Genomic DNA, 12402 nt, shown 5'->3' on the forward strand with positions numbered 1-12402 from the left:
GGAGAAACCATTGATCGCAATCATTGACTATGGCGTAGGAAATCTGAGAAGTGTCGAAAAAGCCTTCGCGGCCGTGGGGGAAAAAGCCGTGATCACCAGGGAAGCGAATGTGATCCGCGGCTCCTCCCATGTGGTTCTGCCCGGTGTGGGCGCCTTTCGGGATGCCATGACCGAGCTTGGCTCCCATGGACTGGTGGACGCGGTTAAGGAGGCGGTGGCTTCGGACAAGCCCTTCCTTGGCATCTGCCTTGGCATGCAGCTTCTCTTTGAAAAAAGCTACGAGGACGGTGAGCATGCGGGGCTCGGCATTCTTCCCGGCGAAATTACCGGCATCACCGGGGTGCGGAAGGTCCCCCACATGGGCTGGAACGCTCTCAAGATGGCATCGGACTGCCCCCTCTTCTTCGGGCTCACCGATCCTGTAATGGCCTATTTTGTGCACTCTTACTATCTGGCCGAAGCGCCTCAGGAAATCGTGGCCGCCAAAACCGATTATGGACGGAATTTTGTTTCCGCCGTTTGGCGGGGCAACCTTTTTGCCACCCAGTTTCATCCGGAAAAGAGCGGCGTGGCAGGACTTAAAATGCTTAAAAACTTTGCTGAGCTCTCAGGAGGTGCGCCATGCTGACCAAGCGGATTATCCCCTGCCTGGATATTCGGGACGGCCGTGTGGTCAAAGGCGTGCATTTTAAAAGCATACGGGATGCCGGCGATCCGGTGGATGCGGCCAAGCGCTACGACAAGGAAGGCGCGGATGAGCTCATTTTTCTCGATATCAATGCCACCCATGAGGGGCGGCTTGCCACGCTAGCCATGGTGGAACGGACGGCGGAACAGGTCTTCATCCCCTTCACTGTGGGCGGCGGCATCACTTCGGTGGACCAGATCAAGGAAATCCTTCGCCGGGGCGCAGATAAGGTGTCCCTCAATTCCAGCGCCGTCATGAATCCTGATCTGGTGGAGGAAGCGGCGCTCCGTTTTGGCCGGCAGTGCATCGTGGTGGCCATGGATGTGAAAAAAACCGAAGATCATTGGGAGATCTACACCCACGGCGGGCGAAAGCCCACCGGTATTGACGCACTTCTCTGGGCGGAAAAAATGGAGTCCCGGGGCGCGGGCGAGATCCTGCTCACCAGCATGGATACCGATGGCGTCCAAGGCGGTTATGCTCTTGATATTACGCGTAAAATTGCCGACCGTGTATCCATTCCCGTGATCGCTTCCGGCGGCGCGGGTGAACTTTCCCATTTTTATGACGCCCTCACCAAGGGCGGTGCGGATGCGGCGCTCGCCGCCTCCCTGTTCCACTATCAAACTTTGACGATCCCTGAGGTGAAGCGGTATTTGGCCGATCGCGGCGTACCTGTAAGGCCCGCTTCCCCGGACCAATTATAAACTGAAAGGTGATGGCTTCATGAAGGAAACTCAGCAGATGTATGAAGGCAAGGCTAAGAAGGTCTTTGCAACGGAGGATGAAAAGTACGTGATCGTCAACTACAAGGACGATGCTACCGCTTTCAATGGTAAAAAGAAGGGCACCATCGCGTCCAAGGGTGTGATCAACAACCGCATGTCCAACTACCTGTTCCAGATGCTGGAGAAGAACGGTGTGGAGACCCACTTTGTGGAGGAGCTGGATGAGCGCCGCACGGTGGTCAAAAAGGTGGAAATCGTCCCCGTCGAAGTGATCGTCAGAAACATTGCTGCCGGCGGCATCTGCAAGCGCTTGGGCCTTACTGAAGGTATGAAGCTTTGTGCGCCCGTAGTGGAATACTGCTACAAGAGCGATGAATTGGACGATCCCATGATCAATGATGATCATATCAAGGTGATGGACCTTGCTACCGAAGAGGAAATGAAGACCATCCGGGAGATGACCCTCAAGATCAACGGTTTGCTGCAGGAACGCCTTCTCAAAGCCGATCTCATTCTGGTGGACTTTAAACTGGAATTCGGCCGCTTCGACGGCAAGATTATTCTGGCCGATGAGATCTCCCCCGACACCTGTCGGCTGTGGGACGTTCACACCATGGCCAAGCTGGACAAGGACCGCTTCCGCCGGGATCTTGGCGATGTTGAGGAAGCCTATCAGGAGGTTATGCGCCGCCTGATGGAATCGGATAACAAGTAAGGAGGTCCCCCATGATTGACCGTTATACCCGCCCGGAAATGGCGAAGCTTTGGAGCCCGGAAAACAAGTTCCAGAAGTGGTTGGAGGTGGAGCTCAATGCCACCGATGCCTGGGTAAAGCTGGGTCATGTGCCGGAAGAGGCCGCAAAGCTCATGCGCGAGAATGCCAAGTTCACCGTGGAGCGCATCGACGAGATTGAGCAAAGCACCCATCATGATGTGGTGGCGTTCACCCGCTGCGTGGCCGAATCTCTGGGCGATGAATCCAAGTATCTGCACTTTGGGCTCACCTCCACCGACGTGGTGGACACGGCCCTTTCCGCTATTTTGGTGGAGGCTACCGATATGCTGGGCCACGATCTGGAGGATCTCACCCAGACGCTTCGGGATCAGGCGATCCGCTACAAGGATGTGCCCATGATGGGCCGCACCCATGGCGTGCACGCGGAGCCCATCACCCTCGGGCTCAAATTTGCCCTATGGTATGCCGATATGGGCCGCAACATGAAGCGGCTTGCGCAGGCCCGGGAGATGATCGCCGTGGGCAAGCTCTCCGGCGCGGTGGGCACCTACGCCAATATCGATCCTTTCGTTGAGCAGTATGTCTGCAAGAAGATGGGCCTTGCTCCCGCCCCCATTTCCACCCAGGTTTTGCAGCGGGACCGTCACGCTCAGTACGTGAGCACTCTGGCCGTCATCGGCGGCACTTTGGAGAAGATCGCAACCGAGGTCCGCGCCTTGCAGAAAACGGAGATGCGGGAAGTGGAAGAGCCCTTCTCCAAGGGACAAAAAGGCTCCTCCGCCATGCCCCACAAGCGCAATCCCGTCAAATCCGAACAGATTTGCGGTCTGTCCCGGCTGCTCCGCGGTTACGCGCTGACATCCCTTGAGGATATCGCCCTTTGGCATGAGCGGGACATCTCCCACTCCTCCGCCGAGCGGGTGATTCTGGCGGATGCCACCACCCTTCTCGACTATATGATTCATCAGATGATCTACATTCTTGGGAACCTGCATGTCTATCCCGAAAACATGATGCGCTCCATGTCCATGAGCCATGGTCTTGTGGAAGCCCAGCGGGTGCTGCTCCGCCTGGTAGAGAAAGGCATGCTTCGAGAGGACGCCTACGATATGGTGCAGCGCATGGCCATGGAATCCTGGGCCAACAGCCGCCCCTATCGGGAGATTCTCTGGGAGGATCCCAAGGTGCGCGAGCTGATGACCGAGGCGGAACTCGATTCCTGCTTCGAACTCAAGACCCATCTCACCCATGTGGATACCATTTTCCGCCGTTTAGGCCTTTTGGAGGCTTACTGAGGCTGGAAAAGCGGCGGGCTGAAGCAAGCCATTGCCACAAGATGCAAGAGCATGTATTCGTCAAGAATACATGCTCTTTTTCTAAACGGATCAACCGTGTTGCCATCAAGGACGCCCTGCCGCAGGCGCTTTTCAGCTGGTAAGCATCGGGCAACTAGCCTTTCGGTATTGGATACAGTATAATGGAAACAGCCATGAAGTTGAAAAGGAGATAGAAGGAATGAAAAAGGTAATTTTGGGGGCAGTGATGTTTTTGACAGGCGTACTGTCTGTTGCATTCATTTTTACGGGTTCAATGGCCAATGAATGGACGGTGAACGGACAGTTTTCATCATTATGGAACATTTCACAGTATGGCCTTATGCCGGCCGTTTATGTTTTCATCGGCATCGCGGTCATAGGGCTTAGCATTGCAATCTGGGGTATGTTTGAAAAGAAGGTTTAAAAAAGAGAAAGGTATGACCTCGCGTCATACCTTTCTTCAATAACAGGGCTTTTTTATGCTTCCAAAATCTCTTTCTGCTTCTTTCGAGTGAGCTTGGCAAAGACAAGGCTGTAGGAATCGTCCACCAGCTTTTCCACCACTTCCCGAGGAAGCTCCACATCCAGAAAGATGGACACCCAGTTTCGTTTATCGCTGTAGTAGCCTGGAATAATCTTGTCAGGATAGACCTGTCTGAGCCGTTCACCCTCCAAAGGGTCCACTTTGACGGATAAAAGGGGGCGTCCATCCTTGTAACATCCCTTCATGCCATACATCCGGCCGCCCACCCTGTAAAGCAGTGCATCCCAGGCCACCTTGAACTCCTCAGCGGCGCCGGGCTTTGCCAATGCGTATTCATCCAGCCAGTCGTAATGCATGTAGATCTCCTTACAGTTCGTCCATGGGATAGGCTGGGCGGGGAATAACCGTAAAGGGCAGCTGGGTCACATCCTGGCTTCCCGCACCGGGCGTCAGACACATGATCGTCGCTTCAGCATGCTCCGCAAGCTCAGGGAACAAATAGCCCAGCTTGACCACGATGATGTCATAGTCGTTCACATCGACGCCGGCGCTCCGGAAGTAGGCCATATGCGTAAAAGATTCCACCCGGTCCTCCAAAACGATGTCCAGATCCCCCGCCGACAGCGTTACGGTCTTGCCCTTGATCTCGCCGGTACGGAAAATGAGATCTCCTTTGACCTTAACCGTGGCCTCAACCTGGATCTTCTTGCTGAAAGCATCCACCTCGTTCCCGATTCCAAGAACAATCTTCTCCCCCACTTCATGCTTCAAAGCCTCATGGGTGGCGTCTTCGTCATAGATGGCCGCGATGAGCACCTTCTTGCCTTTAAGATCCGTATGGAGGAACTTTTCCAGCAGTATGGTGGTGCAGCCCGTGGCGCCGCAGGTGGTGTTGTCTCCGGAGTCGGAAATATAAAGTGGTTTCGCATCTGAATTCAGCGCAGCTTCCACCGTTTTATTCACATCCATAGCGGGTACGGCAAAGGAAAACTCGCGACGGTGCTCCACCACATAATCCCGAAGCTTTTCAGCCTCCGCTTCGCATAGAGCCCTATCCGCCTCCGTCTCCGGCGTAATCGCAACGGCAGCTGTGCTGTTGGGCGTGTCTCCCCACACAAAACCCACCGTGTAGGAGGACATCAGGATGCCCTCCCGCTTGTCCAGCTCCTCCAGCTTGCGGAAGATGGAAATCATGGGCTCCTGGGAATCCACCGACTGTTCGCCGGCCACCAGTACCGGCACGCGCACGTATACGGGTTTCACCTTATTTCCAAGAGCGATTCGCCGCACAAGTGCTCTGGCGGCTTCAGCATCCGTGCGTTCCTGGTCCACATGGGGTACGGTGCGGTAAGCCCGAAGGATGTCGGCCAACTCGATGTGGTCCGGACCCACATTGCCGTGAGGGTCCATAGCCCAGGCAATGGGAATGTCCGGACCCACATATTTGCGGATCAGCCGCAGAATTCCCAGCTCCAGATGGCCAATCTCCTTCACGTAACACGCGCCATGGAGATGCATCCAAACCCCGTCAAAATCCTTTTCGCGTTGCAAAACTTCCTCCACCTTGCCCGCGGCATAGTCATAGACCTCCCGGGCATTGGTGGCCGATGTGGCCGCGTTCATGTAGAGCGTGGGCACAATCTCACAGCCCGCCCCCTTCAACACATCATAGGCGCCCTTCATGTAAGGGAACATCTTTTCCCCCTCGTAGATCACATAGTCCGACAGAACCGTGGTGAGCGGTGAAAAAGTGTTGGATTCGTGGGAAATATAGACCGCCAAAATTTTCATTTCTAAACCTCCTTGCGTGAAAAAAGCCGGGAAAACCCGGCTTTTATTCTTAGAGTTCATCCATGGGATAGGTGGGCCGCTGAATGATTTTGAAAGGCAGCCGGGCTACGATCTGGTATGTGGTTCCCGGGCTCAAGCACATGATGGGGAACTTGGCCTTGACATCCAGTTCGGGGAACAAATAGCCTTGCTTGACCATGACGATATCGTAGTCATCGGGATTAACACCCGCGGTTTCAAAATCCTTCATGGAAGTGAAAGAATGGGGATAGCTTTCCACCACAAGATCGATGCCCCCAATGGCAACGGTAGCGGTATCCGCCAGTTTCTGGCCGGTGCGTCCATCGAAGAGCTCGCCAAAGCCCTTCAGCACGCCTTCAAAAGGCACCTTGTAACTATCCGCATCCACACAGGTTCCAATCTCATCCTTCACGGCATCGCCGATATTCATTTTGAGCAGGCGCTCGCAAAGAGGCGCATCCAGGATGGAAGCAATCAAAAGCTTTTTGCCCTTGAGATCCGCTTTGAGGAACTTATCCAGCATGATGGTATTGCAGCCCGTGGCACCGGCCGTGGGGTTGTCGCCGGAATCGGAGATGTACACCGGCTTCTCGGCCGCCTCGATGGCGCGCTTAACCGTGTCGTCGGGCTCCAGGGCGGTTACCGCAAACTGGAACTCATGGCGATGCTCCACCACATAATCCCGAAGCTTCTTGGCTTCCTCCTCGCACATGGGCCGGTCCGCTTCAGTCATGGGCGTAATCTCAACAGCCGCCGTGGCGTAGGGCGTATCGCCCCATACGAAGCCTACCGTGTAGGAGGACATGAGAATGCCATCCCGCTTATCCAGCTCCCACAGCTTCTTGAAGATGGAGATCATGGGCTCTTGGGAATCCACGGACTGTTCGCCGCCCACCAGCACCGGCACACGCACATATACGGGCGCCACATGGTTGCCCATCTCAAGGCGTTTTACCAAGGCCTTAGCCGCCTCCACCTGGGTCTGCTCCACATCCACATGGGGAACCCTGCGATAGGCGCGGATGATATCCACATTGGGAATATGCTCGGGACTCACGTTGCCATGGGGGTCCATCGCCCATGAAATGGGCACGTTCGGACCCAGCTTGCCGCGGATCATTTTAAGAAGAGCCAACTCAGCATGGCCCACTTCCTTCACAAAGTTCGCACCATGCAGATGGGCCCACACGCCTACGATATCGGGGTTGGCATCGATAACCTCCGCCACCTTCTTCTCGACGTAATCATAGACTTCCCGTTCGTTGGTTCCGGAAGGTCCGGTGGAAGCATAAATGGAAGGAACCACCTGATAACCAGCTTCCTCCAGCACCTTAACGGGCTCCTTGATCAAAGGCAGCATGGCCTCGTCTTCCCGAATCACATAGTCGGAAAGCTTGGTCGTAAGGGGCGTGAAAGTATTGGATTCGTGAGAATAGCATACGGCTAGAATTTTTTTCATTTTTGCAGCACCCTTTCGCATCTAAAACTTTGGACAAAATTACCCTACTCTTCCACTATAGCACCCGTCCTGTGGGGTGTCAAGATATGGATTTTTCTGGTAAATTAGAGGTCCCTACCCATCTTTTCATGCCGAATAAGTTTCAGATCTCATCCATCGGGTAGGTGGGACGGGGAATCTTGGTAAAGGGCAGTTTGGCCACGATTTGATAGGAAGCACCGGGGGTGAGACACATAATGGGCAGCTTGGCGTGCTCATCCAGTTCGGGGAAAAGGTAGCCCAGCTTGACCACGATCACGTCGTAGTCGTCCGCATCAAGGCCCGCCCGCCTGAAATATTCCATTTCAGTAAAGGATTCGGCCCGGTCCTCCAGCACCACATCCACGCCGCCGCAGGAAATGGTCACCACATCGCCAAACTTTTCCCCGGTCCGGAAAATAAGGTCACCCTTTGCTTTCACTTTGCCGCAAACCCGGACCTTCTGGCTGTATTCGTCCAGACACGCACCGATATCGATCTCGATATCGTCACCCACATTGTATTTCAGGGCCTTATGGGTGGCTTCAATATCAAAAATGGATGCCAAAAGCACCTTCTTGCCTTTGAGGTCTGCCTTCAGATATTTCTCCAGCATCACAGTGTTGCAGCCGGTGGCTCCCGCCTGAGGATTATCACCGGAGTCGGACACATAAACCGGTCCTTCCGCCTCCTCAATGGAACGCTGGACCGCATCGTCGGGGCTCAAGGCCAGCACGGCAAACTGGAACTTTTCCTTATTCTCCACCACCAAGTCCCGCAGTTTCTCCGCCTCCCGAAGACACAGTTCACGGTCCGCTTCCGTTCTTGGCGTGATAGCCACGGCGGCCGTGGAGCAGGGCGTATCGCCCCATACGAAGCCCACCGTATAGGAAGCCATCAAAATGCCCTCCATTTTGTCCAGCTCCCACAACCGCTGGAATACCGATTTCATGGGCTCTTCCGCACCCACCGACTGTTCCCCGCCCACCAGGACGGGAACGCGCACATAGACCGGCTCCACTTTGTTGCCCAGCTTGATGCGCTCCAGCAGCGCCTGGGCCGCCGCCTCATCCGTTTCCTGCACGTCCACATGGGGCACCGTGCGGTAGGCGCGAAGAATATCCGCATATTTGATGTGCTCAGGGCCCACGTTGCCGTGAGGGTCCATGGCCCAGGCAATGGGGATGTCCGGCCCCACCTTGGCACGGATCATTTTAAGCAGCGCCAGCTCCGCATGACCGATTTCCTTCACATAGTTGGCGCCATGCAGATGCACCCAGATGCCGTCCAGATCGGGATTGGCATCCAACGCATCAGAGATTTTTTTCTCCACAAAATCGTAAACCTCCCGCTCGTTGGTTCCCGAGGGTGAGGCGGTGCAATACACCACGGGCACCAGCTCGCATCCCGCGTCCTGAAACACCTTTGTGGCTTTGTGAACCAATTTAAGTAGATCTTCTCCCTCTTTAACCACATAATCGGATAGTTTTGTGGTCAGCGGTGTGAATGTGTTGGATTCATGGGAATACTGCGCCATTAAAATCTTCAAACAAAACACCTCTTTAATACAAATTTGTATCTTACGATTCACTATACCATACATTTTTGTATGTTGTCAATATGCATCCTATTTTAGCAAGTAAACATTTTCTTGCAAGGATAACATCACTGGAAATACCCTAAATATAAAAAAATGATGTGGGCTTGGTTGTTGAATACCCATGCTTCCATCCATAATATCTTGAAATATTCTTTATTTTATGCTAAAATTTATATTTATAGATGTATTTTATAATGCATTAAAGCCAAAGTATATACGCATAAGTAATGCAGTGGCATAAAAATATTTTTTGAGGTACTGTGCGATGAGAAGATTTTTGGGGTCAAATATCCCCCTGCTCTTTTTTATAGGTTTAATTCTTTTTCAGACTTTTACGTCAAGATTTATAGGAGATTTTATTTCTATTCCATCATCAGTAACCAAAGCTCTCACTCTTTTGACTTATGTACTATTTGTGATTCCAATAATAATAAAGTTATTCCTAGATATTCGATCCCGTAATTTTGATATGTCTGTGCTTCTATATTATGCTTTCGTAGTATACTATATAATTCTATGTGTATACCGGTATGTTAATCATATGGAAGTTAAGGATAATCTGTATTATACAATTATTTTGTTAGGATCATTTTCGCTGTTTTCTCTATTGTGGAAAGATAATTTCTACAGTTCTGCCGATGTACTCACCGATAATATTTGTAAATTATGCTTCATTATATTACTCTATAGATCCATTTTCTTGATTTTTTCAGACTATTTTTACTACTCCTTCATTAACGAAATTGCAATTGGCGGCTCGATGCTGCTGTTTTTGCCCATTATAATAAGAAAGTATTCTACTTTCAATTTATCAAAACTTGAAAATATTTTTAATTTTATATTACTGAGCGGTATTTTTGTTCTGGTTTTTACGCTTAGTTCTCGCGCAATCTTTTTTTGTCTCCTTGTTGAAACCGCACTATTTATAATTATCAATCTCAAAAGAAAACGAATTGTTCTACGTATTCTTTCTGCATTAGTGTGTTCGACTGCAATTGTAGCAATATTATTCTGTTTTGACGTCGGAGACGTACGATATTCTGTGTATCGAGAGACAGGATTCACAAGCATTTTTCAAAATAATCCATCTTTTTCAGAGCCTGTTCCATCGCATCCCTTATCAGAAGATGAGGAGAGAGCTTCCGCTCAAATTGGACGCAGTGATACAATGCGTAAAAGTTTAGCACGCTTAAGTATTGAAAGAGTAAAAGAGAATCTTTGGTTCGGGACAGGGGATATCTTCTATGCTTATAGTGTTTCCGGTCAAGATTATCAAGTTGCTCCCCATAATTTTATTTTAGCAACGCTGAACTGTTACGGTTTAGTTGGTTTAATCATAATTGCAGCTCTTATGATCGTTACACTAATTCAGACTGGGTTATTAAAATTCCGTGGATTACGTGATTTTCTAACGTATAAATCCACATATATTGTTACTTTATTATTGTTTCTCGGATTAAGCTTATTACAGGCAACCGCTTATGACGTATTGCTTATGCCGCTGCTTTTCGTGGTAACAGCCATATATGCAAAATCTGAAAATTACAATATATAAGGTTACATCTCCCAATGGCCAAGTTTTTCTTAGGCATGGGTGGAGAAAGATTCGCGGTTGACTATTGACAAGGGCCTTTAAGGCATCTAATATAGGTTTTGTGGACTACAAAAAATAATGAAAGGAAAGAATTCCTATATGGAATTCGGGTGATGAAATGGAAAAGTTTCGTATTGCTATCATTGGTACCGGCGGAATCGCCCACAAACATGCTACGGCTTACCTGGAGATGCCCGATGTGGAGATCGTTGCTGGATCGGATATCGTTCCTGGCAAAGCGAGGGCTTTCCTCGATGAATTTGGCCTTGAAAATGCAAAGGCTTTTGAGAACACGCAGGAGATGCTGGATGCGATCAAACCCGATGCTGTGAGCGTTTGCACTTACAATTCCACCCATGCGGAGTGTGCTATTCAGGCCATGCGCGCCGGATGTGACGTTCTTTTGGAGAAGCCGATGACCATCACCCTGGAGGATGCTATTGCGATCCGCAAGGTTGAGAAGGAGACCGGAAAACTGCTCACCGTCGGTTTCCAGCCCCGCTATGACGGTCGTATGCGCAAGATCAAGGAAATTGTGCAAAGCGGCGTTCTGGGCAAAGTCTACTACGTGCAGACCGGTGGCGGCCGCTGGCGCGGTATTCCCGGCAGCACCTTCATCGAGAAGCGTTATGCCGGCGTGGGCTGCCTTGCCGATATTGGCTGCTACTCCTTGGATATGGTGCTCAACGCGCTGGGTTATCCCAAGCCTCTCACCGTTTCCGCCACCGCTTTCAATTATTTTGGTACTAATCCCAAGTATAATAAGCCCGAGGACGCAGCCCGCTTCAACGTGGACGACTTCTGCGGCGCTTTCATTCGCCTGGAAGGCGGCATCACCCTAGATTTCCGTACTGCCTGGGCCATGCATATGGACACCACCGGCGCCACCATCTTCCTTGGCACCGATGCCGGTCTCAAAGTGGAGCCCGCTGGCACTGAGTCCCATTACGGCGGTGCCTGGGATGGCAGCTGCGGCCCTGTAACCTTGTTCCATGACAAGTTCGATGAGCCCACCAGCACGCCCATTCCCCTCCATGATCTGAAGGAGGACCGGTTCTATCTCAAGTGCCGTTCCTTTGTGGATGCGGTTAAGGAGAATCTTCCCGCCCCCATCCCCACCTCCCAGATCATCTACAATCAGGCGATCATCGATGGCATCATTCGTTCCAACGAGTCTGGCCACGAGGTCACCATTGAGATCCCTGAGATCTAATCTTAACTCTCAAAAGCGGCTGGAAACACCAGCCGCTTTTTGCATGCAAAAAGGCCCGCTCCGAAGAGTGGGCCTTTCGTATTATCTATCCTTCGCTCTTGCAAGCTTTGAGGTATTCCAAAGCTTCATCAAGATCCTTTACCTTTTTAAAGAGTCTCGCTTCCGCCCGCGCCTCCAGGTCAACCAGATCCGGCACGCCGAAGACGGCCATACCCGCTGCTGCCGCCGATAAAACCCCATTGGTTGAATCCTCAAAGGCAACGCCGTGCTTGGGATCAATGCCTAGTTTTGCCGCAGCCTTGAGATAGATTTCCGGGCTGGGCTTGCCCGCGGTGATTTCATTTCCACAGGTGAGCTCGGTCATATAGGGCAGAATACCGCTGTTTTGAAGCAGCAGCTCCACGATGTAACGATTGGACGAGGTAACCGTGACCGCTGGAATGTTCTCGGCCTTCAGCCAATTTAGAAGCTTCATGAGTCCAGGCTTTATATCCACACCCTGGCGGTAAAGCTCAAGCTCAATTTCCTCCACCCGATCGTTGACCGGACGGACATCCATGTTCCACCGGGCTTTCAGATACTCGATCGTATCCTTCTGATTCCGCCCCAAAAGCAGGCACGCGTCCTCCCAACTCATCTCCCGGCCCGCCTCTTTCGCCGCCATCTGCCAAGCTTTAAGATTGATGGTTTCCGTATCCAGCATCAGGCCGTCCATGTCAAAGAAAGCCCCTTCAATCCTCATATCCTTCCCCCT

General features: G+C 51.7%; 12 protein-coding genes. 7 read left to right on the forward strand and 5 right to left on the reverse strand.

Annotation, left to right across the window (positions count from 1 at the left end; all coding sequences use genetic code 11):
• Positions 1–10 precede the first annotated feature (10 nt).
• From hisH to H8696_RS05560, 5 genes are all read left to right on the forward strand, one after another.
• Positions 11–628, forward strand: coding sequence for an imidazole glycerol phosphate synthase subunit HisH (hisH, locus tag H8696_RS05540; protein WP_249315729.1), 618 nt, complete (start codon positions 11–13; stop codon positions 626–628).
• Complete coding sequence (gene hisF, locus H8696_RS05545) at positions 622–1395, forward strand: imidazole glycerol phosphate synthase subunit HisF (protein ID WP_249315741.1); 774 nt, start codon at positions 622–624, stop codon at positions 1393–1395. Before hisH ends, hisF begins: the two co-directional genes overlap by 7 nt.
• A gap of 19 nt (positions 1396–1414) precedes the next feature.
• Entirely contained in the window at positions 1415–2131 is a 717-nt protein-coding gene (purC, locus tag H8696_RS05550; protein ID WP_249315747.1) for a phosphoribosylaminoimidazolesuccinocarboxamide synthase, read from the forward strand.
• An 11-nt stretch (positions 2132–2142) separates the two neighbouring features.
• Entirely contained in the window at positions 2143–3447 is a 1305-nt protein-coding gene (purB, locus tag H8696_RS05555; RefSeq protein ID WP_249315749.1) for an adenylosuccinate lyase, read from the forward strand.
• A gap of 220 nt (positions 3448–3667) precedes the next feature.
• Entirely contained in the window at positions 3668–3892 is a 225-nt protein-coding gene (locus tag H8696_RS05560; protein ID WP_249315751.1) for a hypothetical protein, read from the forward strand.
• Between the two features lie 53 nt (positions 3893–3945).
• On the opposite strand, the gene H8696_RS05565 is transcribed toward H8696_RS05560, so the two are convergent.
• From H8696_RS05565 to H8696_RS05580, 4 genes are all read right to left on the reverse strand, one after another.
• Complete coding sequence (locus H8696_RS05565; RefSeq protein ID WP_249315757.1) at positions 3946–4308, reverse strand: MmcQ/YjbR family DNA-binding protein; 363 nt, start codon at positions 4306–4308, stop codon at positions 3946–3948.
• Between the two features lie 10 nt (positions 4309–4318).
• Positions 4319–5743 carry a M81 family metallopeptidase gene (locus tag H8696_RS05570; protein WP_249315764.1) on the reverse strand — a complete coding sequence of 475 codons (1425 nt, stop codon included), beginning with the start codon at positions 5741–5743 and terminating at the stop codon, positions 4319–4321.
• 49 nt (positions 5744–5792) lie between these two features.
• The gene (locus H8696_RS05575; RefSeq protein ID WP_249315766.1) at positions 5793–7223 is read right to left on the reverse strand and encodes a M81 family metallopeptidase; all 1431 of its coding nucleotides are present in this window, start codon (positions 7221–7223) and stop codon (positions 5793–5795) included.
• 142 nt (positions 7224–7365) lie between these two features.
• Positions 7366–8790, reverse strand: a complete 1425-nt coding sequence (locus H8696_RS05580; RefSeq protein ID WP_249315768.1) for a M81 family metallopeptidase — start codon at positions 8788–8790, stop codon at positions 7366–7368.
• An 811-nt stretch (positions 8791–9601) separates the two neighbouring features.
• Between H8696_RS05580 and H8696_RS05585 the strand changes: the two genes are divergently transcribed.
• Together H8696_RS05585 and H8696_RS05590 are read left to right on the forward strand one after the other, a co-directional pair.
• Positions 9602–10396, forward strand: a complete 795-nt coding sequence (locus H8696_RS05585; RefSeq protein ID WP_249315770.1) for an O-antigen ligase family protein — start codon at positions 9602–9604, stop codon at positions 10394–10396.
• A gap of 157 nt (positions 10397–10553) precedes the next feature.
• The gene (locus H8696_RS05590; protein WP_249315772.1) at positions 10554–11648 is read left to right on the forward strand and encodes a Gfo/Idh/MocA family protein; all 1095 of its coding nucleotides are present in this window, start codon (positions 10554–10556) and stop codon (positions 11646–11648) included.
• An 85-nt stretch (positions 11649–11733) separates the two neighbouring features.
• Here the strand turns inward: H8696_RS05590 and H8696_RS05595 are convergent, their stop codons facing one another.
• A complete protein-coding gene (locus H8696_RS05595; RefSeq protein WP_249315774.1) occupies positions 11734–12390 on the reverse strand; it encodes an HAD family hydrolase in 657 nt (218 codons plus the stop codon).
• Positions 12391–12402: the final 12 nt, after the last annotated feature.

The sequence above is a fragment of the Gehongia tenuis genome (assembly GCF_014384795.1).
GTDB lineage: Bacteria > Bacillota > Clostridia > Christensenellales > NSJ-53 > Gehongia > Gehongia tenuis.

What these genes read in the sequence shown, in the direction of transcription:
- hisF (WP_249315741.1), top strand. Translation starts at nt 622, where the DNA reads ATGCTGACCAAGCGGATTATCCCCTGCCTGGATATTCGGGACGGCCGT.
- purC (WP_249315747.1), top strand. Translation starts at nt 1,415, where the DNA reads ATGAAGGAAACTCAGCAGATGTATGAAGGCAAGGCTAAGAAGGTCTTT.
- purB (WP_249315749.1), top strand. Translation starts at nt 2,143, where the DNA reads ATGATTGACCGTTATACCCGCCCGGAAATGGCGAAGCTTTGGAGCCCG.
- H8696_RS05560 (WP_249315751.1), top strand. Translation starts at nt 3,668, where the DNA reads ATGAAAAAGGTAATTTTGGGGGCAGTGATGTTTTTGACAGGCGTACTG.
- H8696_RS05565 (WP_249315757.1), bottom strand. Translation starts at nt 4,308, where the DNA reads ATGCATTACGACTGGCTGGATGAATACGCATTGGCAAAGCCCGGCGCC.
- H8696_RS05570 (WP_249315764.1), bottom strand. Translation starts at nt 5,743, where the DNA reads ATGAAAATTTTGGCGGTCTATATTTCCCACGAATCCAACACTTTTTCA.
- H8696_RS05575 (WP_249315766.1), bottom strand. Translation starts at nt 7,223, where the DNA reads ATGAAAAAAATTCTAGCCGTATGCTATTCTCACGAATCCAATACTTTC.
- H8696_RS05585 (WP_249315770.1), top strand. Translation starts at nt 9,602, where the DNA reads ATGCTGCTGTTTTTGCCCATTATAATAAGAAAGTATTCTACTTTCAAT.
- H8696_RS05590 (WP_249315772.1), top strand. Translation starts at nt 10,554, where the DNA reads ATGGAAAAGTTTCGTATTGCTATCATTGGTACCGGCGGAATCGCCCAC.
- H8696_RS05595 (WP_249315774.1), bottom strand. Translation starts at nt 12,390, where the DNA reads ATGAGGATTGAAGGGGCTTTCTTTGACATGGACGGCCTGATGCTGGAT.